Genomic DNA, 25,019 nt, shown 5'->3' on the forward strand with positions numbered 1-25,019 from the left:
GAATGCGCTGATCAGCTGCCCCGAACCCCTGCCACCGTGCGTCGCGATGCCTTACCATGAGTAACTCCCGCACCGGTATCGCGGCAGACCCCCGGAGGGGGGTGCAAACGGGGTGCGAACAGGGGTACCCCCAGAGGTACCAAGCAAGCACAGCGCGTCACCCAGGAGGCAAGGGTGTCCCAGATCGACAGCGATCTCGGAGTTCAGGACTTCGTGGAGGTCCGGCTGCCCGCGGCGGGGGCCTACCTCTCCGTGTTGCGCACCGCGACGGCCGGGCTGGCCGCCCGGCTCGACTTCACGCTGGACGAGATCGAGGACCTGCGGATCGCGGTGGACGAGGCCTGCGCCATCCTGCTCCAGCAGGCGGTGCCCGGTTCCGTCCTCTCGTGCGAGTTCCGCCTGGTCGGCGACTCGCTCAAGGTGACCGTCGCCGCACCGACCACCGACGGCAAGGCTCCCGAGCGGGACACCTTCGCCTGGACGGTCCTCTCCGCCCTGGCCGGCGAGGTGGACTCCTCGGTGGGCGAGGACAACACCGTCTCGATCAGCCTGCACAAGAAGCGCGGCGGTTCGGCCGCCCACTAGCCGGCCGCGCCGGCAGCGCCGCCGGCCGCACCGCGCGCAAGGGCCGCCGGCCGGCACCCCGACCAGGGGCCGGCCCGGCGGCGCCCGGTACCGCCCACCACGCGGTACGACCACAGAGACGAATCCGGGGCCGAGGGCCCCGGTGCTCCCGGAACGGAACGGGGGAATGGCCGTGAGTGATCTGGACCGTACCGGCCTCGCGACGGCGGGCCCTGCCGTACCGACCCAGGCGAGCGTTCCCGGCCTCGCCGCCAACGACGAAGCGCACCCGAAGGACGCCCACCGGATGAGCCAGCCGACCGAGCCGACGTCTGAGCCGACGCCCGCCTCCCCGACCCCGCCCGAGCCGGCGGACGGGGCCGCGGACCTGCACGGCGCCGTGCCCGCCCAGGGCTCGCACCGCACCGGCGCGCCCGACCGGGAGGCCGCCCGGGCGCTGTTCGTGCGGCTGTCCGCGCTGCCCGAGGGCTCCCCGGAGCGCGTCGAGCTGCGCAACCAGCTGGTGCGCATGCACATCCCGCTGGTCGAACACCTGGCCCGGCGCTTCCGCAACCGCGGCGAGCCGCTGGACGACCTGACCCAGGTCGCCACCATCGGGCTGATCAAGTCGGTGGACCGCTTCGACCACGAGCGCGGGGTCGAGTTCTCGACCTACGCGACGCCGACCATCGTCGGTGAGATCAAGCGCCACTTCCGCGACAAGGGCTGGGCGGTCCGGGTGCCGCGCCGGCTCCAGGAGCTGCGGCTGTCGCTCACCACGGCGACCAGCGAGCTCTCCCAGCGGCACGGCCGCTCCCCCACGGTGCACGAGCTGGCCGAGCACCTGGGCATCTCGGAGGAGGACGTCCTGGAGGGCCTGGAGTCCGCCAACGCGTACTCCACGCTGTCGCTGGACGTCCCGGACAGCGACGACGAGTCGCCGGCCGTGGCGGACACCCTGGGCGCCACCGACGAGGCCCTGGAGGGCGTCGAGTACCGCGAGTCGCTCAAGCCGCTGCTCGCCCAACTGCCGCCCCGGGAGCAGAAGATCCTGGTGCTGCGGTTCTTCCGCAACATGACCCAGTCGCAGATCGCCGCCGAGGTGGGGATCTCGCAGATGCACGTGTCCCGGCTCCTGGCCCGCACGCTGGCCCAGTTGCGGGAGAAGCTCCTGGTCGAGGAGTAGGAGAGGCCGGCCGCTCGGCGAGCGGCCGGCCGTCCCGGCGGTCCTGTGCGCTCAGCCCTCGTGCTCGGCGTACAGGACCGCCGTCGTCTTCGGGCTCAGCATCGCGACGATGCCCGCCAGCCCGAGCAGGCCGACCAGCGCGCCGACGCCGATCATCGCGCCGCCGCTCTTCACCATGTAATAGGCGACCGGCAGGCAGATCGAATTGGTCAGCACCGCCGGACTGCGGCCCCAGCGGCGGCCCTTGAGCAGCGCCCGGGCGGCCAGCACCGGCAGCACGCCGAGCAGCACGATGACCGCGCCGCCGAACTCGTTCAGGGCGAGCTGCTTGGCCTGGCCGGACAGCGCGGACACCATGTCCGAGACGCCGACGACGGCCAGCGCGGTGCCCTCCAGGGCGGTGATGGCGGCACCGACGGTCAGCGCGACCGGGCGGGCGCGGCCGGCCGCGGGCGCGGACGCCGGGGGTACGGGGGCGGAGGATTCTGCGGTCACTCCAGCAGGGTAGCCGCCGGTCGGACCGTACCGACCCGTAGGCTTTCCCCATGCGCGCTCTCCTGGTCGTGAACCAAAAGGCCACCACCACCAGTGGCCGCACCAGGGACGTACTGATCCACGCCCTGCGCAGCGACCTCAAGCTGGAGGTGGCGGAGACCGCCTACCGCGGCCACGCGCGCGACCTGGCCCGCGAGGCCGCGGAGGACGGCACGGTCGACCTGGTGGTGGCACTGGGCGGCGACGGGACCGTCAACGAGGTGGTGAACGGGCTGCTGGCGCACGGGCCGGGCGAGAAGGTCCCGCGACTGGCCGTGGTGCCGGGCGGTTCGACCAACGTGTTCGCCCGCGCGCTGGGCCTGCCCAACGATCCGGTGGAGGCCACCGGGGCGCTGCTGAACGCGCTGGAGCACGGGCGCGAGCGCCCGATCGGCCTGGGCAAGGCGATGACCGACGGGCTGCCGGACCGCTGGTTCACCTTCACCGCCGGCCTCGGTTTCGACGCCGGCGTGGTCGGCCGGGTCGAGGAGCAGCGCAGGGCCGGGCGCAAGTCCACCCACGCGCTCTACATCGGCCAGGCGATCCGGCACTACATCACCCAGCGTGAGCAGCGCCGTTCCGGCCCGGTGGCCCTTCGCCTGCCGGGCCACGAGGCCGTTCCGGGCCTGGTGCTGGCGATAGTCAGCAACACCTCGCCGTGGACGTTCCTGGGCAACCGCCCGGTCTACCCCTCGCCCCTCGCCTCCTTCGACACGGACCTCGACGTCTTCGGCATCACCCGGATGACGGCGTTCGGTACGGCTCGAACGGTCCGTCAGATCCTGCGGTCGTACGCGCCTTCGAGCGACGGCGCCCCGTCGGCCGGCCCCTCCGGGAAGCACGTCGTCTCCTATCACGACGTCAGACACTTCACCTTGGTTTCAGAGGAACCAGTGCCGTTCCAGGTCGACGGGGACCATCTTGGAGACAGGAGTCGCGTCAGTTTCACAGGCGTACGGCGGGCACTGCGTGTGATTGTGTGACCGGAAGTGGGGTTCGCCCTTCTTCTCGAACGCACAAGCCCCCTTCACTCCATAGAAGTACTGGCTGTGAGCTAGGCGACACCGAAGAATCAAAAATTCCTCCCCGAAGGGGGTTGTATCCGAGCCCGAGGTTTGCGAACCTCTACATGGCGATCGGGACACATCGCAGCGACGGCAACCTCAGCACCTGACGGAGGCCGACCGCGGAGTGTCCCTCGAATCGCCGAATCCCTCCTCAGCACAGACCACCCGGGCCCGGCGGGCCTTTGGTCTCTTTTGCTGTTGCGGGATTCGTGAAAGCGTTCACATTCACAAGCCATCGATTATGCCGATCAGGGCCACCCCCGTCGGCAGGAGGAGTTGGACGACCATGGACTGGCGCCACCGCGCTGTCTGCCGCGAAGAGGACCCGGAGCTGTTCTTCCCGATCGGGAACACCGGTCCTGCTCTGCTGCAGATCGAGGAAGCCAAGGCCGTGTGCCGCCGCTGTCCGGTCATGGAGCAGTGCCTGCAGTGGGCTCTTGAGACCGGCCAGGACGCCGGCGTCTGGGGCGGCATGAGCGAGGACGAGCGTCGCGCGATGAAGCGCCGTGCCGCCCGCAACCGCGCCCGCACCGCCTGATCACACGCCGTAGTACCAGCAGTGACCGCTGTACCGATCAACACATGATCAAAGGCTTCCCTGCAGTTCCTGGTGAAGCCTTCCGCACAAAGGACCTTGCCCGGCAAAGTCCCGCGACACCGGTCCGTCCAGCCACTTGATACTGTTCACTTAGAGCAATATCGTGGAGCTGAGGCGCTCACCGTGTGCAACGCACCGAGCGGTGTCGCACCACCCAGAGCCCCCGTTCCGGCCGACTCCCCCCGACGGCCGGAACGGGTTGAGAGGCCCTGTCGACCCACCCCCCCCGGTCGACAGGGCCTCGTTTCTGTTTCCGCACCCGGTTGCCGGCCCCGACACCCGACCGGCACCCCGCACTCGACCGGCGGCCGACGCGAGGGCGCGCGGAGTGCACACCCGGCGCTCCGGCCGGACGCGCGCCCCGACGCGCACCTCAACGCCTCAACGCACCGGGATCTCCAGGATCACCTTGGTGCCGCCGTCCGGTCCGGCCACCATGTCGAAGGTGCCGCCCAGCTCGCCGGTGGCGAGCGTGCGCACGATCTGCAGACCGAGGTTGCCCGCCGTCTGCGGGTCGAACCCCTCGGGCACGCCCCGGCCGTCGTCCTGCACGGTGATCAGCAGGTACTCCTCCGGCCGGGCGCCGCCGTTCCAGCTGTCCGACCAGCCCATGCCGGTGGCCGGAGCGCGGCCGCGCAGCGCGCTCACCTCCAGGTGGCCGGAGGCGGTCGGGCCGAAGGCGTGCTCCAGCGCGTTCTGCAGCAGTTCGGTCAGCACCATCGACAGCGGGGTGGCCACCTCGGCGGACAGGATGCCGAAGCTGCCGCTGCGGCGGGTCTCCACCCGGCCGTCCTGGGACAGCTCCATCACCATCGCGAGGACCCGGTCGGCGATCTCGTCGAAGGCCACCTGCTCGTCGAGCGCCTGGGAGAGCGTCTCGTGCACGATCGCGATCGAGCCGACCCGGCGCACCGCCTCGTCCAGCGCGGCCCGGCCCGCCTCCGACTCCATCCGGCGCGACTGCAGCCGCAGCAGGGCCGCGACGGTCTGCAGGTTGTTCTTCACCCGGTGGTGGATCTCCCGGATGGTGGCGTCCTTGGTCATCAGCTCGCGGTCGCGGCGCCGCAGTTCGGTGACGTCCCGGCAGAGCACCAGCGAACCGGTCAGCGTGCCCTTGGGCTTGAGCGGGATCGCGCGCAGGGTGACCACTCCCCCCTGCGCCTCGATCTCGGTCTGCCGCGGCGCCCAGCCGCTCGCCAGCTTGACCAGCGCCTCGTGCACCGCGGCGCGCGAGGGCGGGGTGAGCTCGGCGGTGGCGCGGCCGAGGTGACTGCCGACCAGGTCGGTGGTCAGGCCCAGTCGGTGGTAGGCGGAGAGCGCGTTGGGGCTCGCGTAGGTGACGATGCCGTCCGCGTCGAGGCGGATCAGGCCGTCACCGACGCGTGGCGCGGCGTCCATGTCGACCTGCTCGACGTCCGGGAACGGGAAGCTGCCGGCGGCGATCATCTGGGCCAGGTCGGAGGCGCTCTGGAGGTAGGTGAGCTCCAGCCGGCTGGGGGTGCGGACGGTCAGCAGGTTGGTGTTGCGGGCGATGACGCCGAGGACCTTGCCCTCGCGCCGCACCGGGATGGACTCGACCCGGACGGGCACCTCCTCGCGCCACTCGGGGTCGCCCTCGCGCACGATCCGGCCCTCGTCGAAGGCGGCGTCCAGCAGCGGGCGGCGGCCGCGGGGGACGAGGTGGCCGACCATGTCGTCCTGGTAGGAGGTCGGGCCGGTGTTGGGCCGCATCTGGGCCACCGAGACGTACCGGATGCCGTCCCACGTGGGGATCCACAGCACGAGGTCGGCGAAGGAGAGGTCCGACAGCAGCTGCCACTCCGCGACCAGGTGGTGGAGCCATTCCACGTCGGCCCCGGTCAGGGTGGTGTGACGGCGGACGAGTTCGTTCAGCGAGGGCACATGGCGAGGGTATCGCCGCCGGTCGGGCGGGGGCGCGGCGGACCGCCGGGTGGACCGGCCGACCCGGGGAGTTGTTTAGACCAATTTGCCGAGGGACCTGGACAACCGAGATTGGTCTAGTCCACAATGGAAGGGCACCAAGGAGAGGCCACCGCGCAACTGCCCTGACCGCGCGCGGCCGCTCCTCGGTCGGACGCCACCGAGCGAGGACCCCGCACAGTTCTCGGTCGGCCCCGGCGCCCGACGACAGCTCCGGGCTGCGGTGCCGCATGGGTTGAGGGTCCCGTGTCGGCGCCGTGGCCCGTAGTGCTTTCCGGGTGCGGTGCCCCCGGGCACGAATCGGGCCATGTTCCGCCGCTCAACGAACCGGCCCCCGTCCACAGCCTGTGGACGGGGGCCGGTTCTGTCGTTCGGCGTCAGTGGGTCTCGGTGACCTTGGCCAGCGCGCGCGGGGCGTCCGGGTCCTGGCCGCGGGCGATGGTGACCTCGTAGGCCAGCAGTTGCAGCGGCAGGATCTCCAGGATCGGCTGCACCTCCTCGGGCACGTCGGCCGGCAGTGCGAAGCCCGCCGAGGCGGCGTCCACCTGCGCCTGCTGACCGATGACGACCAGGTCCGCGCCGCGGCCGCGCAGGCGGTCCAGCACCGGCTGCAGGGCCTCGCCGCCCTTGCCGTCCGGGACGATCGCGATGACCGGCGAGACGTTGTCCACCATGGCCAGCGGGCCGTGCAGGAGGTCGGCCCCGGAGAACGGGGAGGCCGGGATGTAGGTGGTCTCCATGAGCTTCAGCGCCGCCTCGCGGGCGGTCGGGTAGCCGTAGCCGCGCGAGGTGATGACCAGGCGCTGGGCGAAGCGGTAGCGCTCGGCCAGGGCCCTCACCTCGGCCTGGCGGGCCAGGACGCCCGCGGCCAGGGCCGGCAGCTCCTTGGCGGCCGAGCCGTCGCCGCCGCGCAGGCCCTCGATCAGCAGGTACAGCGCCAGCAGCTCGGCGGTGTAGGTCTTGGTCGCGGGCAGCGCCTTCTCCGGGCCGGCCAGCACGTCGATGTGGAACTCGGAGACCTCGGCCAGCGGCGAGGCCGCGTTGTTGGTGACGGCGAGCGTGATCGCGCCGGCCTCGCGGGCGGCCTTGGTGGAGGCCACCAGGTCCGGCGAGCCGCCGGACTGGCTGACCGTGATCACCAGGCAGTCGGTGAGGTCCGGCGTGGCGCCGTAGGCGGTGGTGGTGGACATCGAGGTCAGGCCGGCCGGCTTGCCGAGCAGGATCTCGATCAGGTACTTGGCGTACAGGGCCGCGTTGTCGGACGTGCCGCGCGCGGTCAGCAGGACGAAGCGCGGGTTGCGGGTGGCGATCTCGGCCGCGACCTCGCGGATCTTCGGGGCGCCCTCGTCGAGGATGCGCTGGAGGACGGCCGGCTGCTCGGCCATCTCCGCCGCCATGATCCGGCCGGGGACGGAAACAGTCTGCGTGTCGGACATCTGGGTGTGCCTCCGATGAGTGGTTCCACCCCGCTCGGGCACGACTGCCCGGCGGGGACCTCTACGGCGGCGAGTCCGCACACTCGCTGCGGTGATTCCTGCCGCAATCCTACGGGGGCGGCGCCCCGCCTGCTCGCCCCGGGCCGGGGCGAGCAGGCGGGGAGGGGTTCAGGACGGGTTGTTGATCAGCTGGTCGATCGCCGCGTCGGCGTCCTTGGTGGCCTGGTCCACCGACTTGCCCTTGAGGATCGCGGCCAGCATGTCCGGGATGATCTTCTGCTTCTCGACCGCGCCCCAGCCAGGGGCCAGCGGGGTGAACCAGGCGTCCGGCACCGCGTTGGCCGCGGCGGCGGTGTTGGGCCGGCTCTTGAGCGGGTTCAGCTGGGTGAGGTTGTTCGGCAGGATGTCCTTGTCGGCGAGCGCCTGCTGCGACTTGGTGCCGGTGAACATCCGGATCCAGTCGGCGGCCAGTGCGACCTGCTGGGACTTCGCGGTGACGGCGAGGTCCGAGCCGCCGATGAAGGTGGGCAGCGGCTTGCCGTCCGGGCCGGGCATGGTGGCCACCTTGACGGCGTCCTTGAGGGTCGGATCGCCGGTGCCCGGCGCGATGACGCTGGCCGCCTCGTAGCCGTTGCCGTAGAACGTCGCCGCGCGCCCGCGGGCCATCGCCTCGTACTGGTTCTGCTCGTTGACCGTCAGGTCGCCCTTGTTGTACTTGCGGACCAGGTCGGCGAAGTGCGCGATCCCCTGCTGGGACTTGGCGTCGTGCAGGGTGCCGTGCCAGTTGCCCGAGCTGTCGAACTTGGCGATGCTGCCGCCGGCCGCGGCCACGTAGCTCATCGCCGCGTACCAGTACGGGCCCGGCAGGTAGAGCGGCGAGTAGTTCCGGTCCGCCTTGGTCCTGTCCGCGATCTTGTCGAGGGCGGCCGTCAGGTCGGCCTCGGTCTTCGGGAAGTCGGCGCTGCCGGTGGCCTGCTGGAACGCGGTCGCGTTGTAGATCGCGACTCTGGCGCCCGCGTAGTAGGGCACGCACCAGAGCTTGTCCTGGTAGGTGCAGGTGTTGGCGAGCGCCTTGATCCAGCTGTCGGAGTTGTCGAAGGTGGTCCGGTCGACCGCGGCCAGCGCGCCGGACAGCACGTACTTCATCGTCTCGGTGTTGCCGAGCTCGACGACGTCGGGCGCGTTGCCGTCGGCGATCGCCTTGTCGAGCTTGCCGACCTTGTCCGCCCAGCCCTGGTAGGCGAGGCGCAGGGTGACCTTCGGGTACTTCGCCGCGAAGTCGTCGTTGACCCGCTGGACCAGGTCGGGCCAGTTCTTCTGGGCGTCGTCCATCAGCCAGACGGTGACGGTGCCGGTCGCGTTCTTCGGGTCGGCGGCGGAGCCGCCGGCGTCCTGCGACGGTCCGCCGGCCGAGGAACAGGCCGTCAGGCCCACCGCCAGTGCCATGATCCCGAATTTCGACACGAGCTGACGCTTCATCACGCCATCCTCCGAGGGTGCTAGAGCCTTTGGTGCCCGCCGGCAGCGTGATGGCGCCCGCAGCGGAGGGTCCGGGCAGGGGCGTAGAGCTTCGGGGAGGGCCGATACCACATCCGGCGAGGCCGAATCTCGAACCGGATGGACTGGACTCTGGCCTAGACCAATGGTGGTGTCAACGGCCAAATGCCGCTCCCGCCAAGGCCGTTGCAGAGCCGTTGTACCGCGAAGCATTCCCGTGGCGATCAGTCGCGCCGCCGTCACCCTAAGTAGGACTTAAGGTGGATTTAAGGCCCTCTTGAGAGAACACGGTCATACGCGCGCCCCGCCGGTCGACGCCGGGAAAACGGGACGGGCCCGCCATGCGACATGCGCATGACGGGCCCGTCGGCGGACGTCCCGGGTTCGGCCGGTGACGTCCTCGTGGAGGTTCAGCCGATCGCTCCCGGCTGGCCGGTGAGCACCTCGACGGCGGCCAGCCCGCAGACCCGGGCGGCGCCGTGGGTGGCGATGTGCAGCGCGCCGACCGGCTCGGACTGGGGCAGGCCCATCTCGACCACGGCGGCGTCCGGACGGGCCGCCACGAGGCGGCCCAGCACGGCCGACATCCAGGCGTGCCGGTGCGCGTCGCGCACCACCAGCACCATGCGGCGGCCGTCCGCCTCGGCCGCCAGCCCGGCGACCAGCGCCTCCAGCAGGTCCGGCGCGGCCTCGGCCGCCGACACCTCACGGGTGCGGGTGCCGGGGAAGCGGTCCGCCAGCATGCCGGCCACGCCCCACGGGGTGACGTCCCCGACGGCGATGTTCGGCTCGTCCGAGAACGAGGCGACGAACGGGCGCTCCGTCACCGGCAGGACCTCGCGGCCCGGCGCCCGCACCACCCGCAGCGCCCGGCGGGCGGCCCGCAGGCCCACCGCCAGGTCCGGCTCCGGCCGCTCGCCCTGGGCCGAGATCCGGCCCCAGCTGCCGAGCGCCCGCACCCGGGCGGCGGCGTCCGCCAGCCGCTCCTCGGCGAGGCGCCCGGCCCGCACGCCCGCCACGATGGCGTCGCGCAGCATCAGCACGGTCTCCTCGTCGGCGAGGCCGCCGCCGACGCAGATCGCGTCCGCGCCGGCCGCCAGGGCCAGCACCGTGCCCTCGCCCATGCCGAAGGTGTCGGCGATGGCGCCCATCTCGATCGCGTCGCTGACGATCAGGCCCTGGTAGCCGAGGCCGCCGTCGGCCGGGGCCGCGCGGAGCAGGTCGCGCAGGACGGTCGGGCTGAGCGTGGCCGGCAGCTTCGGGTCCAGCGCCGGGATCATGATGTGGGCCGTCATGACGGCCTTCGTGCCGGCCGCGATGGCGGCCTGGAACGGGATCAGGTCGCGGGCGCGCAGCACGTCCAGGTCGACGTCGATGACCGGCAGGCCGTGGTGCGAGTCGACGGCGGTGTCGCCGTGGCCGGGGAAGTGCTTGGAGCAGGCGGCCACGCCGGCCGACTGCAGGCCCTCCACCCAGGCGGCGGTGTGCCGGGCGCACAGCTGCGGGTCGGCGCCGAAGGAGCGCACGCCGATGACCGGGTTGCGCGGGTTGGAGTTGACGTCCGCGGTGGGCGCCCAGTTGTAGTTGACGCCGGCCGCGGCCAGCGCCCGGCCGAGCTCCCGGGCGACGTCCCGGGTCAGCGCCGGGTCGTCGATCGCGCCGAGGGCGAGGTTGCCGGGCCAGGACGAGCCGGAGCCGGCCTCCAGCCGGGTGACGTCCCCGCTCTCCTCGTCGATGGCGATCAGGAGGTCGGGGTTCTCCGCCCGCAGCGCCCGGGTGAGGGCGGACAGCTGGTCGAGGTCGACCACGTTGCGGTCGAACAGGGCGACCGAGCCGAGCCCGGCGGCGAGGTGGCGGCGCAGCCACTCCGGCGGCTCGGTGCCGACGAAGCCGGGCTGCAGGACGGTCAGCGCGTCGCGGTGCAGCTGGTCGCTGTCCGGGACGGTGGGGACGAGGATGCTCACGGTTTCTCAGCCCTTCACTGCGCCGTCGGTCAGACCACTGACCGCCTTGCGCTGCAGGAAGACGAACAGGATGAGGATGGGCAGCGCGAAGAGGGTGGACGCGGCCATCGTGGCGCCCCAGTCGGTGCCGGAGTTGGTCTGGAACGAGGAGAGCCACAGCGGCAGGGTCTGCGCCTGGACCTGCTTGCTCAGGATGTTGACCAGCGGGAACTCGTTCCAGGCGGTGATGAAGCCGAACAGCGAGGTCGACATCAGGCCGGGGGCGAGCAGCGGGAAGATCACCTTCACGAACGCCTGGGTGCGGGTGCAGCCGTCCACCATGGCCGACTCCTCCAGCTCCTTGGGCACGGCGGCGATGAAGCCGCGCAGCGTCCAGATCGTGAAGGGCAGGACCATCATCATGTAGAAGGCGGTCAGCGGCACCAGGCTGTTGAGCATGTCGCTGTCGCGCACGATCAGGTAGGCCGCGATGATCATGACCTCCCAGGGCGCCATCTGCGCGGCCATGACGACCAGCACGAAGCCCTTGCGGCCGCGGAAGCGCATGCGCGCGATCGCGAACGCGGCCAGGGTGGCGATCAGGAGCGAGCCGACCACGGCGCCGGCCGTGACGATCAGGCTGTTGGTGACGTACGTCCAGAAGTGGTCGACGTGCACCGCGCGGTCGAAGTGGGCCAGCGTCCCGTCGAGCGGGAGGAAGACCGGGTCCCGGCTGACGATGTCCTTGTCCTGCTTGAAGGACGTCGAGAACATCCAGTAGACGGGGAAGAGGAAGAAGACCAACAGGACCGACGCGACGGCGTTCGGCCAGGTGCGTCCGATGAGCGAGCGCCTCACAGCTCGTCCTCCTGCTTCAGGATGATGCGGAAGTAGTAGGCCATCAGCAGGCTCAGCATCAGGATGGTCAGGACCGCGATCGCGGACCCGACGCCGAAGCGCTGGGCGCCGAAGCCCTCCAGGAAGGCGTGGACCGGAAGGGTCCGGGTGAGTCCGTCCGGGCCGCCCTTGTTGATCAGGTAGACCTGGGTGAAGGACTTGAAGACCCAGATGACCTCGAGGAAGGTCGTGGCCAGGAAGAAGGGCTTCAGGATCGGGAAGATCACCGAGCCGAAGACCTTGAAGGAGCCGGCGCCGTCCATCCGGGCGGCCTCGTAGAGCTCCTTGGGGATCGTGGTCAGGCCCGCGTAGGTGTTGAAGGCCACGAACGGGATCGACTGCCAGACGATGAGCAGGATGACCACGAAGAAGGTGGAGTACTCGCCGCTGGTCCAGCTGAAGTCGGCCATCGAGTGCCAGCCGAGCTTGTCCAGGAACCAGTTGACGACGCCGTAGTGCTGGTCGAACAGCCAGGTGTAGACGGTGGTCGCGGCGACGATCGGCATCGCCCAGGCCAGCAGCAGCGCGACGGACAGCGCGAGGCGCATCCTCTTGCCGAGCCGGTCGAGCAGCAGGCCGATCAGCGAGCCGAACACCATGATGAGGACGACGTTGACCGCGGTGAAGACCACGGTGCGCAGCGTGATCGCCCAGAACTCGGAACTACCCAGCTGCTCGGTGTAGTTGGCGAAGCCGTTCCACTCGGTCAGGTGCTGGATGAACTGCCGCTTGTTGAGGTTCTGGAACGACACCACCGCGATCTTGAGCAGCGGCCACCCCAGCAGGAAGACGGTCGCCGCGACGGCCGGCAGCAGCAGCAGGTACGGCGCGCTCCGGGCACCGAGGCTGCGCCCCTGCGCCGGTCTGCGGCCCTTCTTCGGGGTGCGCTCGGCACCGGGAGTGGCGAACTCCTCTGTCATTGCCACCGCGGTCTTCCCTGGTTCCGGGGACTGTGTCTGCACCCGCTGCGATTGCACAGCCATCGCTCTCTCTTCCTGACAACCCGTCACGACGGACGGGCGCCGCCCACCGGCCCCCCGCCGGGAGCCGGTGAGCGACGCCGCTCGACTGCCTTACTGCTTCTGGTTGAGACGCTTGGCGATCTCGTCGTCGGCCTTCTTGGCGGCGGCGGCGTAGTCGCCGGTGAGCGCCGCGGTCAGGAAGTCCTTGATCGGGTTCGGCTCGTTCTCGACGTTGGTCCAGGTCGGCACATTCGGGGTGGTCGCACCGTTGGCCGAGGCCGGCAGGGCGGCCTTGGCGAAGTCGCCGACGACCTGGCTGTTGAGCGAGGTCTTGTTCGGGATGAGGCCGGCGCCGGCCATCAGGCCCTCGTTCTTGTCGCTCATGGCGATCTTGAGGAAGCCCTTGGCGAGCTCGGGGTTCTTGGTCTGCTGGGCGATGGCCAGGTTCGAGCCGCCGAGGAAGACGCTGGAGGGCTTGTCCGCGGTCTTGCCGGGCAGCGGGAAGTAGCCGATCTTGTCGGCGGACAGCTCCTCGGGCTTCGGGATCTCCCAGCCGAGGCCGATGATCGTGCCGATGTTGCCCTTGGCGAACACGTCCTTCTGCTGCGGGGTGGCCTCGTCCTTGTCCTTCGGGGCGGTGGCCGAGTAGCTCTGCAGCTTCTTGTAGGTCTCGAAGGCCTTCTGCGCCTCGGGGGACGACAGGCCGCCGGCCCACTTGTCGCCGTCCTTCTTCGCGAACTTGCCGCCCTCGCTGGTCAGCAGGCCGAAGTAGGCGTACCACTCCTGGCCGGGCATGTAGAGCGGGTCGGTGACGCCCTGGACGGTCTTGACCTTGTCCAGGTCGGCGTAGAACTCGTCGAGGGTCTTCGGCGGGGTGGTGATGCCGGCCTTGCCCCAGATGTCCTTGTTGTAGGTCACCACGCGGTTGGTGAAGTACCACGGGGCGGCGTACTGCTTGCCGTCCAGGGTCGAGGACTCGTTCAGGTTGGCGGCCCAGTCGGCGCCGCCGACGTTGGCCTTGTCCTTGGTGATGTCCATCAGGCCGCCGGTGGCCGCGTAGCCCGCCGTCTGGGTGTTGCCGATCTCCAGGACGTCGACCGAGCCCTCGGAGAGCGCGGCGGTGACCTTCTGGCCGATGCCGTTCCACTTCTGGGTCTGGATGTCGAGCTTGGCGCCCGGGTAGGCGGCGGTGAAGTCGGCCTTGACGCTGTCCTCCCAGCCCTTGGGAGCGGAGCCGTCCATCAGCCACACGGTGAGGGTCTTGCCGTCGAAGTTCTTGGCCGCCGAGGACGAACCGCTCTTGCTGTCGTCACTCTTGCCGTCCGAGCCGCAGGCCGCGAGACCGACGACCATTGCCGCGACGCCGACCGCCGCGATGAGCTGACGCTTCACGCCATCCTCCTGAGGGATGCCTGGATTGCCCCCGTCGGGTGGCAGCGGCTTATCCACGCATAGCGGGAGGAAAGGTGCCGCGGACCCCTTCGAACGGGTGGGGGGATTCGTAGTCACCGGCCTAGTGGTGTAGACCAGATGCCTGGAGCTTGGCCTAGACCAATGGGCCTGTCAACGGCTGTCCGTCCGATCAGGACCACCCGTTATCAAGCCGACACCGCGCATCGTTCATCGCGTGATGAGGTATTCGTTCCTCAGCCATACATGCAACGATGTGACCCGTTAACGATGTGGCGGGGCCGGTGAAGGCCCCGCGAGAAGCGGGAGAACAGGTCCGATGAGCAGCGACGGGGGAACCAGCGCCCAGGTCAACGACCCCGGGGTGAAGAACCTCCCCGCGCAGGCCGGCACCGACCCGACCGCGCGCGTCCCCAAGTACTACGGCCTCAAGCGCCACCTGCTCCAGCTCACCGAGACCCAGCCCGCGGGCACCCCGGTCCCGCCGGAGCGCGCCCTCGCCGCCCAGTTCGACACCTCCCGCACGACCGTTCGCCAGGCCCTCCAGGAGCTGGTCGTCGAGGGCCGTCTGGAGCGCATCCAGGGCAAGGGCACCTTCGTCGCCAAGCCCAAGGTCGCCCAGGCCCTCCAGCTCACCTCCTACACCGAGGACATGCGGGCCCAGGGCCTGGAGCCCACCTCCCGGCTGATCGAGATCGGCTACATCACCGCCGACGACCGGCTCGCCCCGCTGCTGGACATCAAGCCCGGCGGGCGCGTGCTGCGCATCGAGCGCCTGCGGCTGGCCAACGGCGACCCGATGGCCATCGAGGTCGCCCACCTGTCCGCCAAGCGCTTCCCGGCCCTTCGGCGCAACCTCGCCAAGCACGACTCCCTGTACGCGGCCCTGCGCGAGGTGTACGGCGTCACCGTCGCCGAGGCCGAGGAGACCATCGAGACCACCCTCGCCAACCCGCGCGAGGCCGGCCTGCTCGGCTCGGACCTCGGCCTGCCGATGCTCCAGCTCTCCCGGCACTCCTTCGACGGCGACGGGAACCCGGTCGAGTGGGTGCGCTCGATCTACCGCGGCGACCGCTACAAGTTCATCACCCGCCTGAAGCGCCCCGAATAGAGAATCCCCCACCACTCCCCCGCTTCCGAACCCCGGGCACCGGCGCACGCGCCGGTGCCCGTTTCGGCATTACCCGACGTCCACCCGCGGACGCGCGCCGGCGGGGCGCCCGCGCGCGCGTCCGGATGGCGGGAAGTTCCGCCATATCCGGTGACATGGATCACTCCATGGTCTAGATTGCGCAGCCGTACTGACAGCCGATCACCGATGGTGCTGCTCGGCGGGTCCCGGGGGTGCGCACGGCGTTCCGGGGCTGCGGCGCCGACGGGGTGGACCCTCCGGAGCGGAGCCGCAGATGCCGTCTGATCCCGACGTCACCGAAGATGTCATGCCCGAGCCACCGGGGGCCCCGCTCCCGGCGGTGACGCCCGAACGGGTGCTGGCCGGGCTCGCCCTGCTCGTGCCGATCGTGGCGATGCTCTGGGTGTCCTCCTACGACAAGACCGGCCCGGCGGTGGGCGGGATGCCGTTCTTCTACTGGTACCAGCTGCTCTGGGTACCGGTGTCGGCCGTGTTCACCGTCGCCGCGTACCTGCTGATCAACCGCGACGAGAAGGCCCGCAAGGCCGCCGAGGCGGGTGGCGCGCGATGAAGGACGTCAACGTCCCCGCCCTGACCGTGTTCGTGCTGTTCTTCCTCCTGGTCACCGTGATGGGCTTCCTGGCCTCGCGCTGGCGCCGGGCGGACGACGCCCTGCACCTGGAGGAGTGGGGCCTCGGCGGGCGCAGCTTCGGCACCTGGGTCACCTGGTTCCTGCTCGGCGGCGACCTCTACACCGCGTACACCTTCGTGGCCGTCCCCGCGGCGGTGTACGCCACCGGCGCGGCGGGCTTCTTCGCGGTGCCGTACACGATCGTCGCCTACCCGCTGGTGTTCCTCTTCCTGCCGCGGCTGTGGTCGGTCTCCCGGGTGCACGGGTACGTCACCCCGGCCGACTTCGTGCGCGGGCGCTACGGCTCCCGGCCGCTGTCGCTGGTCGTCGCGCTGACCGGGATCCTCGCCACCATGCCGTACATCGCGCTCCAACTGGTCGGCATCCAGGCGGTGCTGGACGTGCTGGGGGTCGGCGGCGGCGCGAACGCGAACTGGTTCGTCAAGGACCTGCCGCTGTTCATCGCCTTCGGCGTGCTCGCGGCCTACACCTACTCCTCCGGGCTGCGGGCGCCGGCGCTGATCGCCTTCGTCAAGGACGCGCTGGTCTACATCGTGATCATCGTCGCGGTGATCTACATCCCGATCCGGCTCGGCGGGTACGGCCACATCTTCGAAGCGGCGCAGCACAAGTTCAGCGCGCCGAAGGCGACCGGCTCGCTGACCGTCCCGGGCGACAAACAGTGGACGTACGCCACGCTCGCGCTCGGCTCGGCGATGGCGCTGTTCATGTACCCGCACTCGGTGACCGGCGTGCTGGCCTCCAAGTCCCGCAACACGGTGCGCCGGAACATGGCGATCATGCCGGCGTACTCGCTGATGCTGGGCCTGCTGGCGCTGCTGGGCTTCATGGCGATCGCGGCCAACGTCAGCAAGGGCGACAAGACCTTCAACGCCCAGCTGTCGGTGCCGCGGCTGTTCGCGGACATGTTCCCGGACTGGTTCACCGGCGTCGCCTTCGCGGCGATCGGGATCGGCGCGCTGGTGCCGGCCGCGATCATGTCGATCGCGGCGGCGAACCTCTTCACCCGCAACGTCTACAAGGAGTGGCTGAAGCCCTCCGCCACCGCGGCCGACGAGACCCGGATCGCGAAGCTGGTCTCGCTGCTGGTCAAGGTCGGCGCGCTGGTCTTCGTGCTCGGCATGGACAAGCAGGCCGCGATCAACCTCCAGCTGCTGGGCGGCCTGTGGATCCTGCAGACCTTCGTCGCGATCGTCGGCGGCCTGTTCACCCGCTGGTTCCACCACTGGGCGCTGTTCGCCGGGTGGGCGGCCGGCATGTCCTACGGCACCTGGGAGGCGTACCGGATCGCGAGCCCGGCCACCAAGCACTTCGGCGGCAACGCGGCCGAGATCCCCGGCATCGGCCAGTACGGCTACATCGGCCTGACCGCCTTCGTGCTCAACCTGGTCGTCGCGGTGGTCCTCACCCTGGTGCTGCGGGCCGTCAAGGCGCCGTACGGCCCGGACGAGACGAAGCCGGCCGACTACAGCGCCGAGGTCGGCGGCGGCGACGAGCCGGAGAACGCGCCGGAGCCCGTAGCGGCGCACTGATTGGCCGTGCGCGCGCCCTGTGATCGCGCCGTCTTCTCCGTGAACACTGGGAGAAGGCGGCGCGATCATATGTATGAACGGGCGCGCACGCCGGGCACCACCAGACCGGACCGGAGACCACCGGCCGGCACCTGATCGACCACGGGGAGCTCGCGGCCATGGCAGAACTCGGCACCACCCTCAACGGCCAACACCAGTCCACCCGTCCGCCGGTCACCACGAACGGCCAGCCCGCGAGCGGCCAGCCGCCCGCGGTGCGGTTGCCGTCCGTGCTGATCGCCACCCGGCACGGCGAGTCCACCGCCAACGTCGAGTTCCAGCTGGCCGAGGCGGCCGGCGCGCTCAGCGTGCCGATCAGCTGCCGGGACGCCGACATCCCGTTGTCGCTGCACGGGCAGCAGCAGGCCCAGGCGCTCGGCCGCTGGTGGGCCGCGCTGCCCGGCGTCGACCGCCCGCGCAGCGTCTGGTGCTCGCCGTACGTGCGCACCACCGAGACCGCCCGGATCGCGCTCGCCCAGGCCGCCGGGCTCGGCGCCGTCCCGGTCACGCTCGCGGTGCGCCACGACGAGCGGCTGCGCGACCGCGAGCTCGGCGTCCTGGAGATGCTGCCGAAGGCCGCGATCGAGGCCAAGTACCCGGAGGAGGCGGCCCGGCGGCGCAAGATGGGCGAGCTGTACTACCGACCGCCCGGCGGCGAGTCCTGGGCGGACGTCGCACTGCGGGTGCGCAGCCTGCTGCGGGACGTGTGCGAGGAGGAGGCCGGGCGGCCGGTCCTGCTGGTGGCGCACGACTGCACCGTGCTGATGCTGCGGTACGCGCTGGACCGGCTGACCGAGGAGCGGCTGATGGCGCTCGGGCCGGTGCACAACTGTTCCACCAGCCTGTGGCGGGCCCGGGACGGCCGGCTGCGGCCCTCGCACTGGAACGAGACCGGGCACCTGGCAGCGACGGACTGACGCGTCAGCCCTCCCCTCCCGCGGCGACGGCGGGCCCGGCGAAGCACCGCCGGTAGGCCAGCGGCGTCGTCCCGAGCCGGCGCCCGAAGTGGTGGCGCAGGGCCGCCGCGTTGCCGAAGCCGCAGCGGGCGGCGATCGCGTCCACCGGTTCGGTGGTGGACTCCAGCAGCCGCTGGGCGAGCAGCACCCGCTGCCCGGTGAGCCAGCGGTGCGGGGTGGTCCCGGTCTCCTGCTGGAAGCGGCGGGCGAAGGTCCGCGGCGACATGTGGACCCGGGCGGCCAACTGCTCGACCGTGGACTCCCGGTCCAGGTGGTGGCGCATCCAGTCGAGCAGCGGGGCCAGGGAGTCGCCGTCCCCCTCGGGCAGCGGGCGGTTCACGAACTGGGCCTGCCCGCCCTCCCGGTGCGGGGCCACCACCATCCGGCGGGCGATCCCCCGGGCCACCTCGGCGCCCTGCAGCTTGCGCACCAGGTGCAGGCAGGCGTCGATGCCGGCGGCCGTCCCGGCCGAGGTGATCACCGGGTCGTCGTCGACGTAGAGGACGTCCGGCTCGACCCGGGTCCTCGGGAAGCGCTCGGCGAGGTCGCCGGTGTACCGCCAGTGGGTGGTGGCGCAGCGGTCGTCCAGCAGGCCGGCGGCGCCGAGCACGAAGGCGCCGCTGCAGATGGAGAGCACCCGGCCGCCGTCGGCGACCGTCGCGCGCAGGGCCTCCAGCAGCGGTTCGGGGTAGCGCGGGCGGACCGAGGAGGCGGTGACGATCACCAGGTCGGCCCCGGCCAGCCGCTCCGGGCCGTGCGGGACGTCCATCGAGAAGCCCGCGTGGGTCCGGTGCGGGCCCGGGTGGGCGCCGGCCAGCGCGAAGTCGTACCCGGGCAGGCCCTCGGCGGTGCGGTCCAGGCCGAACACCTCGCAGGCGACCCCGAGCTCGAAGGGGTGGATCTCCTCCAGCACGACCGCGACCACGTTCTTGAGCATGCGGATCAGGATGCCCGGCGGAGCACGGCGACGGAAGGGCCGGGGTGGCAGGATTTCGACGTGAATGGTCATTCCTGCCACTCGTGGGCACCCGCACCGTCCGGCCAGGGTGGAGCCATGGACTCCGAAACGATCGCGAGCGCAATCGCCCTGGCCGGCGCCGTCGGCGGGTTCGGCCTGCTCGGCACCCTGATCGGCCGCGAGGTCTCCCGCGGCGGCGCCGCCGGCCGCGACAACTGGCACCGCGCCGGCGGCTACCCGGCCGGCCCGGAACGCCTCGACCGCCTGTACGGCACCATGCCCGCCGCCTCGCTGCGCCCGTCCGCCGATCCGGCGGTGCTCCCGGTGCGCACGACCCCCGAGATCAGGACGCCGCACGGCTCCGGCACACTTTCCGCATGGACATCGTCATCCGCCCGGCCCGCGAGGAGGACCTCGCCGACGCCGGCCGCATCACCGCCGAGGCGTTCGTCGGCGACGGCCACACCGCGCCGGACAGCAGCTACGTCGAGCTCCTGCGCGACGCCGGCCGCCGCTCCCGGGAGGCCGAGCTGCTCGTCGCGGTCGACGCGGCCGACGGACGGGTCCTCGGCTGCGTGACCTTCGCGGTCGGCGGCACCGAGTGGGCCGACATCGCCCTCCCGGGCGAGGGCGAGATCCGGATGCTCGCCACCGCCGCGGCCGCCCGCGGCCGGGGAGTCGGCGAGGCCCTGGTGCGGGCCGCCCTGGCCCGCACCCGCGAACTCGGCCTGGGCGGGATGGCGTTCTCCACCCAGCCGCGGATGAAGGCCGCCCACCGCATCTACGAGCGGGTCGGGTTCCGGCGCGCGCCCGAGCGCGACTGGGCCCCTTTCCCCGGCATGGACCTGATGGTCTACGCGATGGCCTTCTGACCGCGTTCCGGCAGCGTGCGCGGCCGGTGGCCGAAGGTCGGTGACTTGAAATGACCATCTGATCGGGACACTGCTAGGATCCGCCGCATGACGACGGGGAGTGCGCCTAGCGGCTGGTACGACGACCCTTCCGGCCAGCCCAACACGCTGCGCTGGTGGGACGGTTCCACGTGGACGGACAAGATTCAGGCCAAGCCCGGAGGCGCCGTGGGCGCGCCCGCGGACGCCACCCCCGGCCGCGACGCCGCTGCCGCCGCGGCCCCGACGGCCGTCGCCGCGCCCGCGCCGGGCCCGGCCGCCGCGCCGCCCACCCCGACCATGCCGGCCCTGCCGACCCAGAGCGCCGCGCCGGGCCCGCAGTCCGGACCTGCCCCGCAGCCCGTCCAGCCGCAGGTCCAGCAGCCCGCGCCGCAGCCGAACCCGCTGCCGGGCCCCGGTCCCGCCGCCTCGGCGCCGCAGCCGATCCCGACCTCGGTGGTCTTCGAGACCGTCGACCCGAAGCGCGGCAGGAACCGGCTCCTCCTGGCCGTCGGCGCCGTGGTGCTGTCCCTCGCGATGGCCGGCGCCGGCTACGTCGTCGGCCACAAGACCGGCGGCTCCCCGAAGGACTCACCGACCACCGCGGCCGCGGCCGCCGGCGACCCCAAGAGCCCGAACGGCTTCATGGGCACCGCGCTGACCGGCGGCCAGCCGCTCGCGGGCGGGCGTCAGGTCACCGGCCAGGACGGCAAGATGAACTTCATGGTGCCGCAGGACTGGCAGGTCCAGAACGACGCCAAGACCCCGACCGACGTCCGGTACGCCGTCAACCCGTACGCCTGCGTCGGCCACGGCAACGGCGCGTGCACCCGCGGCCTGGTCGTCCAGAACCTCCGGGTGTTCAACGGCGGCTGGTCCGACCCCAAGTCCCTGGTGCTCGGCATGGGCCAGCTGCTCTACAACTCCCGCTACGGCTCGGAGCCGCCCACCCCGCCGGAGCCGGTGAAGCAGTCGGCCGTCAAGATCCAGGGCCTGGACGGCTACCTCGCCCTGTGGCACGTGCCGATGTCCAGCGGCTCCTCGACCCCGGACAGCTACTGCGGCGTCCTGGAGGTCACCCCCGCGGCCGGCGCGACCACCGTCCCGGTGCTGCAGATCTGCCTCGACCAGGCGGCGGAGGCCCCACCGCTGACGGTCATGGACCAGATCGCGAACTCCGTCAAGATCACCCCCTGATCGGTGGAAACTCCCCGCAGGCCCCGCCCCTACCGGCGGGGCCTGCGGCGTTTTCCAGCCGTGGCGACCGCGAGACCCCCGGCTGTGAGCGGCCCACCGCTGCCCGTATGCTGACCGCTTGAACGACAATCCGACCCCATGTATAACGTGTCGGTCCCGCCGAACCGTTCAGCAACGGGCGGATGACCACGGCCCGGGGACGGCGACAGAGCGGCAAACCAACAGCTCCGGTGCGACGGGGCGTTGTATGGGGGAATACCGGTGGACTCCACCAACGAACACGCGGCGAACCGGACCGGCCGGGGACGAGGGCGCCACGGACGCGTACTCCCCCGGGCCCGCCACGAACGGCGGCTCGTCCGCCGCGACCTGCGCAACAGCGCGGCCCAGCGCGCCTACACAGCCGGCGCCGACGCGACCGGCCCGCTGGCCCCTGGCGAGGACGGCGCCGCCGTGCGCTACCGCTCGGTGTCCTCCCGCGGCGTCAAGTTCGTCATGACCGTCCTGGTCACGGTCAACGCGCTGGCCGGCCTCGCCTTCGTCGGCTGGCTGCTGCTTCCCGAGCACATCCCCGGATCCGGCGTGGGCTGGTCCCCGGACTGGCGGATCAACCTGGCCCGCATCTGCTTCTGCGCGGTCATCACCGTCGAGGTCATCCGGCTCGTCCAGAACCTCGCCGTCTGGGTCTTCGCGTTCCGCGCCAAGGACCCCCTGCCGGTCACCCCGCCACCCGGCCTCAAGGTCGCCGTGCTCACCACGATCGTTCCCTCCAAGGAGCCGATCGAGATCGTCGAGCGCACCCTCGAAGCGATGCTGCGCATCGAGTACGACGGCCAGGTGGACGTCTGGATCCTCGACGAGGGCGACGACGACCGGGTCAAGAAGATGGCCGCCCGCCTCGGCGTCCACCACTTCAGCCGCAAGGGCCGCCCCGAGTACAACCAGGCCGAGGGCGAGTTCCGGGCCAAGACCAAGTCCGGCAACCACAACTCCTGGCGCGCCGAGCACGAGCACGGCTACGACGTCGTGGCCCAGATGGACCCCGACCACGTCCCGCTGCCCTGCTTCCTGGAACGCACCCTCGGCTACTTCCGCGACCCCGACACCGCGTTCGTCGTCGCCCCGCAGGTCTACGGGAACATGTACGACAACTGGGTCGCCCACGGCGCCTCGGTGCAGCAGTACCTGTTCTCCGGCCTGGTCGAGCGCGGCGGCAACGGCATGGACGCGCCGCTGCTGATCGGCACCAACCACCTGTACCGGCCCACCGCGTGGCAGCAGATCGGCGGCTACCAGGACTCGATCATCGAGGACCACCTGACCAGCATGCGGATCCAGGCCACCGTCAACCCGGCCACCGACCGCCGCTGGAAGGGCGTCTACACACCCGACGTCCTCGCGGTCGGCGAGGGGCCGACCTCCTGGACCGACTACTTCAACCAGCAGAAGCGCTGGGCCTACGGCATCTGGGAGATCCTGCTCAAGAGCCGCCTGCGCTCGGGCCTCAAGCTGCGGCTGCGCCAGCGCGTGCTCTACGGGCTCGTCCAGTTCTACTACCCGAGCGTCGCGGTCAACACCGTCCTCGGCAGCCTCGCCACCTCCGTCTACCTGGCCCTCGGCGTCACCTCCATCCACCTCAACAGCGCCCACTGGATGGCCCTGTGGGGTGCCAGCATGGGCAGCTGGTTCGTGCTGTGGCTGTGGCTGCGCCGGTTCAACCTGGCCGCGCACGAGCGGCGCGAGATCGGCATGGCCGGCATGGGCCTGGCCCTGTTCGCCGGCCCGGTGTACGTGGCCGCGGCGCTGGCCGCACTGCTGCGCCGACCGCTCGCGTACGCCGTCACCGCCAAGGGCGACCTGCGCAGCGCCGAGTCGCTCTCGACGTTCCGGCTGCACCTACTGTGGGCGGCGGTCGCGGGCGGGCTGCTCGGGGCGAGCTTCACGCTGCACCACGACATCTGGATCCTGCGGTTCTGGGCGGTCGTCAGTCTGTTCACCGGGGTCGCCCCGCCGGTGATCTCCTTCGTGAGCGGCCGCCGCGAGGCCCGCGCCCAGCGCGCCGCCGAGGCCAGGGCCGCCGAAGCCGCCGGCGCCCTGGAGGCCGCCCCGGCCGTCGAGGTCCCGGAACCCGCCGCCGTCACCGCCGCGCCCGGGGCCGGGGAGGCGCCCGGCCCCCGGCCGGTGCCGACGCAGCGCCGCCGGTCCGCGCAGCCCGCAGGGGCCGACGCCGACGAGGAGTTCGAGGAACTGCTGGAGCCCGCACGGGCCGGCGGCCGGCGTGAGCAGGAGGACCGCTGATGCTGCGGATCACCGTCCCCCGGATCGCCGCCCTGGTCGCCCTGGCCCTGATGGTCGGCTACACCTTCGTGCTCGCGCCCCGGCTGTCACGGGGCCACGACCAGGACCCGTACGGCTTCGCCGGCGCCGCCCCGACCGCGATGCCGACCTGGCTCACCAGCGCCCTGGCCGCGCCCCCGACCGCCGCGCCCACGACGGCCACCCCCGGCGCGAGCGCCGTCCCGGCCCCCACACCCGCCCCGGCGCCGCAGTTCCCGCCGGCCGGCGAGGCGTTCACCGGCATCATGACCAAGACCGGCCCCTACGACCTCTCCCCGCTCGACGAGTTCACCTCCGCCGTCAAGCACCAGCCCAACGTCCTGGAGTTCTCGGTCGGCTGGTGGGACCGCAAGTTCGACCGCCGGATCTTCGACACCGTCGCCCAGCGCGGCATCATGCCGATGGTCGCCTGGGAGCCGTGGGACTACCGCAAGGAGGCGAAGGAGGACAAGCTCCGCGGCGAGCAGCCCGAGTACGCCCTCTCCAACATCATCGACGGCAAGTTCGACGACTACATCAGGACCTGGGCCGAGGGCGTCAAGGGCCTCGGCTACCCCGTCGCGCTGCGCTTCGCCCACGAGATGAACGGCTACTGGTACCCCTGGGCCGAGCAGGCCAACGGGAACAAGAAGGGCCAGTACGTCCAGGCCTGGAAGCACGTCCACGACCTCTTCAAGCAGGTCGGCGCGACCAAGGTCACCTGGGTGTGGAGCCCCAACGTCGACTACGAGAACGCCACCGGTCTCAACACGCTCTACCCCGGTGACGACTACGTCGACTGGATCGGCCTGTCCGGCTACTACGGCACCACCGGCGTCGAGAAGTACAAGTCCTTCGACCAGATCTTCCAGCCGACGATCAAGGAGCTGCGGGACTTCACCCAGAAGCCCGTCGTGATCACCGAGACCGGCGCCACCGACACCTCCGGGCTCAAGGCGCAGTGGATCAGCGAGATGTTCACGCAGCTGCCCCAGCACCCCGACATCATCGGCGTGATCTGGTACGAGGCGCGCAAGGAGGTGGACTGGCGGGTCGCCGCCTCCGACGCGGCCTCGCAGGCCTACGCCGCCGGGGTCTCCGCGCCCCGCTACAGCACGCCGTGGACCGTCCGCTCGGTGCCGGCCCTGACCACGGCGCCACCGCCGCCCGCGCCCTCCCCGACGCCCGACCCCTCCCCGTCGCCCTCGGCCTCCCCCTCGGCCACCAAGCCGAACCCGCCGGCCCGGAAGCCGACCAGCACCGCCACCCGGCCGCGGTCGAGCTCCACCCCCGCCGGGTGAGCGCGCCCCAG

The 25,019-nt window shown here is 71.4% G+C and carries 21 protein-coding genes; 12 read left to right on the forward strand and 9 right to left on the reverse strand.

Going from position 1 to position 25,019, the window contains the following annotated elements; all coding sequences use genetic code 11:
- Positions 1-174: 174 nt before the first annotated feature.
- Together PUR71_RS18050 and PUR71_RS18055 are read left to right on the forward strand one after the other, a co-directional pair.
- Positions 175-585, forward strand: a complete 411-nt coding sequence (locus PUR71_RS18050) for an anti-sigma regulatory factor (protein WP_270144190.1) — start codon at positions 175-177, stop codon at positions 583-585.
- A gap of 172 nt (positions 586-757) precedes the next feature.
- A complete protein-coding gene (locus PUR71_RS18055) occupies positions 758-1,750 on the forward strand; it encodes an RNA polymerase sigma factor SigF (protein ID WP_380438546.1) in 993 nt (330 codons plus the stop codon).
- A gap of 51 nt (positions 1,751-1,801) precedes the next feature.
- On the opposite strand, the gene PUR71_RS18060 is transcribed toward PUR71_RS18055, so the two are convergent.
- Positions 1,802-2,245 (reverse strand): hypothetical protein, encoded by a 444-nt coding sequence (locus tag PUR71_RS18060; RefSeq protein WP_329928033.1) that lies wholly within the window; start codon positions 2,243-2,245, stop codon positions 1,802-1,804.
- A gap of 50 nt (positions 2,246-2,295) precedes the next feature.
- Between PUR71_RS18060 and PUR71_RS18065 the strand changes: the two genes are divergently transcribed.
- Together PUR71_RS18065 and PUR71_RS18070 are read left to right on the forward strand one after the other, a co-directional pair.
- On the forward strand, positions 2,296-3,267 hold the full coding sequence (locus PUR71_RS18065; protein WP_329928034.1) for a diacylglycerol/lipid kinase family protein: 972 nt from the start codon (positions 2,296-2,298) through the stop codon (positions 3,265-3,267).
- A gap of 370 nt (positions 3,268-3,637) precedes the next feature.
- Entirely contained in the window at positions 3,638-3,889 is a 252-nt protein-coding gene (locus PUR71_RS18070) for a WhiB family transcriptional regulator (RefSeq protein WP_014138019.1), read from the forward strand.
- Positions 3,890-4,330: 441 nt separating this feature from the next.
- Here the strand turns inward: PUR71_RS18070 and PUR71_RS18075 are convergent, their stop codons facing one another.
- The 7 genes from PUR71_RS18075 to PUR71_RS18105 all read right to left on the reverse strand — a co-directional run bounded on the left by PUR71_RS18075 (position 4,331) and on the right by PUR71_RS18105 (position 14,017).
- Complete coding sequence (locus tag PUR71_RS18075; protein ID WP_329928035.1) at positions 4,331-5,851, reverse strand: sensor histidine kinase; 1,521 nt, start codon at positions 5,849-5,851, stop codon at positions 4,331-4,333.
- Between the two features lie 416 nt (positions 5,852-6,267).
- On the reverse strand, positions 6,268-7,326 hold the full coding sequence (locus PUR71_RS18080; RefSeq protein WP_329928036.1) for an SIS domain-containing protein: 1,059 nt from the start codon (positions 7,324-7,326) through the stop codon (positions 6,268-6,270).
- 168 nt (positions 7,327-7,494) lie between these two features.
- Positions 7,495-8,805: an extracellular solute-binding protein gene (locus tag PUR71_RS18085; protein WP_329928037.1), complete on the reverse strand. Its 1,311-nt coding sequence runs from the start codon at positions 8,803-8,805 to the stop codon at positions 7,495-7,497.
- A gap of 428 nt (positions 8,806-9,233) precedes the next feature.
- Positions 9,234-10,787, reverse strand: coding sequence for a glycoside hydrolase family 3 protein (locus tag PUR71_RS18090; protein WP_329928038.1), 1,554 nt, complete (start codon positions 10,785-10,787; stop codon positions 9,234-9,236).
- Positions 10,788-10,793: 6 nt separating this feature from the next.
- Entirely contained in the window at positions 10,794-11,624 is an 831-nt protein-coding gene (locus tag PUR71_RS18095; RefSeq protein ID WP_329928039.1) for a carbohydrate ABC transporter permease, read from the reverse strand.
- Positions 11,621-12,583, reverse strand: a complete 963-nt coding sequence (locus PUR71_RS18100) for a carbohydrate ABC transporter permease (protein WP_443077481.1) — start codon at positions 12,581-12,583, stop codon at positions 11,621-11,623. The genes PUR71_RS18095 and PUR71_RS18100 overlap by 4 nt, the downstream gene beginning before the upstream one ends.
- A gap of 153 nt (positions 12,584-12,736) precedes the next feature.
- Positions 12,737-14,017: an extracellular solute-binding protein gene (locus PUR71_RS18105; protein WP_329928041.1), complete on the reverse strand. Its 1,281-nt coding sequence runs from the start codon at positions 14,015-14,017 to the stop codon at positions 12,737-12,739.
- A gap of 337 nt (positions 14,018-14,354) precedes the next feature.
- Here PUR71_RS18105 and PUR71_RS18110 point away from each other — a divergent pair, with 337 nt between their 5' ends.
- From PUR71_RS18110 to PUR71_RS18125, 4 genes are all read left to right on the forward strand, one after another.
- A complete protein-coding gene (locus PUR71_RS18110; protein WP_329928042.1) occupies positions 14,355-15,146 on the forward strand; it encodes a GntR family transcriptional regulator in 792 nt (263 codons plus the stop codon).
- A gap of 295 nt (positions 15,147-15,441) precedes the next feature.
- On the forward strand, positions 15,442-15,738 hold the full coding sequence (locus PUR71_RS18115) for a DUF3311 domain-containing protein (RefSeq protein ID WP_329928043.1): 297 nt from the start codon (positions 15,442-15,444) through the stop codon (positions 15,736-15,738).
- The gene (gene mctP, locus PUR71_RS18120) at positions 15,735-17,351 is read left to right on the forward strand and encodes a monocarboxylate uptake permease MctP (RefSeq protein ID WP_329928044.1); all 1,617 of its coding nucleotides are present in this window, start codon (positions 15,735-15,737) and stop codon (positions 17,349-17,351) included. The genes PUR71_RS18115 and mctP overlap by 4 nt, the downstream gene beginning before the upstream one ends.
- A gap of 158 nt (positions 17,352-17,509) precedes the next feature.
- Positions 17,510-18,307, forward strand: coding sequence for a histidine phosphatase family protein (locus tag PUR71_RS18125; protein WP_329928045.1), 798 nt, complete (start codon positions 17,510-17,512; stop codon positions 18,305-18,307).
- A gap of 4 nt (positions 18,308-18,311) precedes the next feature.
- Here PUR71_RS18125 and PUR71_RS18130 read toward each other — a convergent pair whose 3' ends face one another.
- Positions 18,312-19,283 (reverse strand): helix-turn-helix domain-containing protein, encoded by a 972-nt coding sequence (locus PUR71_RS18130; protein WP_329928046.1) that lies wholly within the window; start codon positions 19,281-19,283, stop codon positions 18,312-18,314.
- A gap of 398 nt (positions 19,284-19,681) precedes the next feature.
- Here PUR71_RS18130 and PUR71_RS18135 point away from each other — a divergent pair, with 398 nt between their 5' ends.
- The 4 genes from PUR71_RS18135 to PUR71_RS18150 all read left to right on the forward strand — a co-directional run bounded on the left by PUR71_RS18135 (position 19,682) and on the right by PUR71_RS18150 (position 25,008).
- A complete protein-coding gene (locus tag PUR71_RS18135) occupies positions 19,682-20,176 on the forward strand; it encodes a GNAT family N-acetyltransferase (protein WP_329928047.1) in 495 nt (164 codons plus the stop codon).
- A gap of 87 nt (positions 20,177-20,263) precedes the next feature.
- Positions 20,264-21,391 carry a DUF2510 domain-containing protein gene (locus tag PUR71_RS18140; protein WP_329928048.1) on the forward strand — a complete coding sequence of 376 codons (1,128 nt, stop codon included), beginning with the start codon at positions 20,264-20,266 and terminating at the stop codon, positions 21,389-21,391.
- 261 nt (positions 21,392-21,652) lie between these two features.
- The gene (locus tag PUR71_RS18145) at positions 21,653-23,689 is read left to right on the forward strand and encodes a glycosyltransferase family 2 protein (protein ID WP_329928049.1); all 2,037 of its coding nucleotides are present in this window, start codon (positions 21,653-21,655) and stop codon (positions 23,687-23,689) included.
- The gene (locus PUR71_RS18150; protein WP_329928050.1) at positions 23,689-25,008 is read left to right on the forward strand and encodes a glycoside hydrolase family 26 protein; all 1,320 of its coding nucleotides are present in this window, start codon (positions 23,689-23,691) and stop codon (positions 25,006-25,008) included. Before PUR71_RS18145 ends, PUR71_RS18150 begins: the two co-directional genes overlap by 1 nt.
- The last annotated feature ends 11 nt before the right edge of the window (positions 25,009-25,019 follow it).

This window comes from Streptomyces sp. SP17BM10 (assembly GCF_036322405.1).
Classification (GTDB): domain Bacteria; phylum Actinomycetota; class Actinomycetes; order Streptomycetales; family Streptomycetaceae; genus Kitasatospora.

Bases quoted from the DNA above. Each gene is read 5' to 3' on its own strand.
- PUR71_RS18065 (WP_329928034.1), top strand. From the start codon at position 2,296: ATGCGCGCTCTCCTGGTCGTGAACCAAAAGGCCACCACCACCAGTGGC.
- PUR71_RS18070 (WP_014138019.1), top strand. From the start codon at position 3,638: ATGGACTGGCGCCACCGCGCTGTCTGCCGCGAAGAGGACCCGGAGCTG.
- PUR71_RS18080 (WP_329928036.1), bottom strand. From the start codon at position 7,326: ATGTCCGACACGCAGACTGTTTCCGTCCCCGGCCGGATCATGGCGGCG.
- PUR71_RS18085 (WP_329928037.1), bottom strand. From the start codon at position 8,805: ATGAAGCGTCAGCTCGTGTCGAAATTCGGGATCATGGCACTGGCGGTG.
- PUR71_RS18100 (WP_443077481.1), bottom strand. From the start codon at position 12,583: ATGACAGAGGAGTTCGCCACTCCCGGTGCCGAGCGCACCCCGAAGAAG.
- PUR71_RS18110 (WP_329928042.1), top strand. From the start codon at position 14,355: ATGAGCAGCGACGGGGGAACCAGCGCCCAGGTCAACGACCCCGGGGTG.
- PUR71_RS18115 (WP_329928043.1), top strand. From the start codon at position 15,442: ATGCCGTCTGATCCCGACGTCACCGAAGATGTCATGCCCGAGCCACCG.
- mctP (WP_329928044.1), top strand. From the start codon at position 15,735: ATGAAGGACGTCAACGTCCCCGCCCTGACCGTGTTCGTGCTGTTCTTC.
- PUR71_RS18125 (WP_329928045.1), top strand. From the start codon at position 17,510: ATGGCAGAACTCGGCACCACCCTCAACGGCCAACACCAGTCCACCCGT.
- PUR71_RS18130 (WP_329928046.1), bottom strand. From the start codon at position 19,283: ATGCTCAAGAACGTGGTCGCGGTCGTGCTGGAGGAGATCCACCCCTTC.
- PUR71_RS18135 (WP_329928047.1), top strand. From the start codon at position 19,682: ATGGACATCGTCATCCGCCCGGCCCGCGAGGAGGACCTCGCCGACGCC.
- PUR71_RS18140 (WP_329928048.1), top strand. From the start codon at position 20,264: ATGACGACGGGGAGTGCGCCTAGCGGCTGGTACGACGACCCTTCCGGC.
- PUR71_RS18150 (WP_329928050.1), top strand. From the start codon at position 23,689: ATGCTGCGGATCACCGTCCCCCGGATCGCCGCCCTGGTCGCCCTGGCC.